Origin of the sequence: Thiorhodococcus minor (genome assembly GCF_010820565.1) — a bacterium.
Taxonomy (GTDB): Bacteria; Pseudomonadota; Gammaproteobacteria; order Chromatiales; family Chromatiaceae; genus Thiorhodococcus; species Thiorhodococcus minor.
The window spans coordinates 1-1,293 of the sequence record NZ_JAAIJQ010000255.1 but is presented as its reverse complement, the minus strand read 5'-3'; the positions used below and the strand labels follow the sequence as shown (position 1 = coordinate 1,293).

The following is a 1,293-nucleotide window of genomic DNA, read 5'->3' as shown; positions in this document are numbered from 1 at the left end:
CCGAGGTTGTAGACCTCGTCGGGCTGTACCTGTTGGATGATGCGCGTGAGGTTGGAGGTGTCGGTGAGGTCGCCGTAGTGCAGCACGAAGTGTTGCTCGCGTTGATGCGGGTCTTCGTAGATGTGGTCGACGCGCTGGGTGTTGAACAGCGAGGCGCGGCGCTTGATGCCGTGGACTTCGTAGCCCTTCTCGAGCAGGAATTCGGCGAGGTAGCTGCCGTCTTGGCCGGTGATGCCGGTGATGAGGGCTTTTTTCGACATCTAGGGCTGTCCTTGAACTCGATTCAGGGTTTGGATGGTGCCAGCGTCGCGCGGTGTTCGATTACCAGCGCGCGGGACTGGGTGGTCATCAAGCGGCGTGGCGACGCTGGCGGCGGGTGCATCGGCCTTTAGGCGTCTGCTTCCGGCGCCCTTTCGGTTCGCCAAGGCGCACAGAAAGCTGTGCAAATGCTCGCCGCGCTCGCGCAGCGCCTCTTGGTAGAAGTCACGGGCACCGGTGGCCAAACGGGCCTTGAGCGCCGGGTCTTGCATGATGGTGCGCACGGCGTCTGCGATCGGCGCCGCCGTCGCGTCATCGAGCACGAAGGCATGGCGCCGGTGCTCGGCGCGCAGGCCCAGATGGCTGCGAGACAGCCAGTCCTCGCCCCAGTGTAGGCGCCAGATGTCTTCATCGGCGCTGAATTGGCGGATGCGGTCCATGTCAGTGCTTGAAGAGTCCATCAAGGCTGTCGGCGAACAGAATCTCACGCATCCATCCCCTCAGTCGTTCGTGATCAGCCACCCCAATCTGTTCTTCAACCCAGCCCGGCAGGTCACCAAATTTGACGTTCAGCTGAGCACGAAGAACGTCACGCGCCTCTTCATGGCGACCCTCCCGCTTGGCCTCATTCAAAAACGACACCTCGTCGTGCAGTGCCCGCTCGCGCACGAAGGCGAGGCGGCGTGCTTCTTCATCGGCGCTAAGTTGGCGGATGCGGTTCATGGCTTGCTTGACGGGTTCATGAGCGACTGCGGCCATGGTGGGCTCCTCTTGCCAGTGTTTGAAGAAGGTGATCCAGGCGCGCAATGCGCCGGGTGGTAGCCCGAGGCGATCAGCCTTTTTCAGTTCGATCAGGTTCATCTGTAGGACGTTCCCTAGCGATACGTTTGGCTGACGCTCATCGCGCATCTCGAAGCGCCACACCGCCTGCTGACGTTCGGCGTCGTTCGCGGTGAACAGATCGAAGTCGAGCAGGTGCAGGCCGACCGAGGCGCGCAGCTCTTGATAATCTTCGCCGGCCGTGAGCTGTCCGCC

The 1,293-nt window shown here is 62.2% G+C and carries 3 protein-coding genes; all 3 read right to left on the bottom strand.

Translation table 11 applies throughout. The features are described from left to right. Nucleotides 1–260: GDP-mannose 4,6-dehydratase (locus G3446_RS26750; RefSeq protein WP_164456688.1), on the bottom strand; the 260-nt coding region annotated here is incomplete at its 3' end. Beyond that, complete coding sequence (locus G3446_RS26745; RefSeq protein ID WP_164456687.1) at nt 261–698, bottom strand: hypothetical protein; 438 nt, start codon at nt 696–698, stop codon at nt 261–263. 1 nt (nt 699) lies between these two features. Next, on the bottom strand, nt 700–1,293 hold a 594-nt coding region (locus G3446_RS26740), incomplete at its 5' end, for a PD-(D/E)XK nuclease family transposase (protein ID WP_164456686.1).

Bases quoted from the DNA above. Each gene is read 5' to 3' on its own strand.
- G3446_RS26745 (WP_164456687.1), bottom strand. From the start codon at position 698: ATGGACCGCATCCGCCAATTCAGCGCCGATGAAGACATCTGGCGCCTA.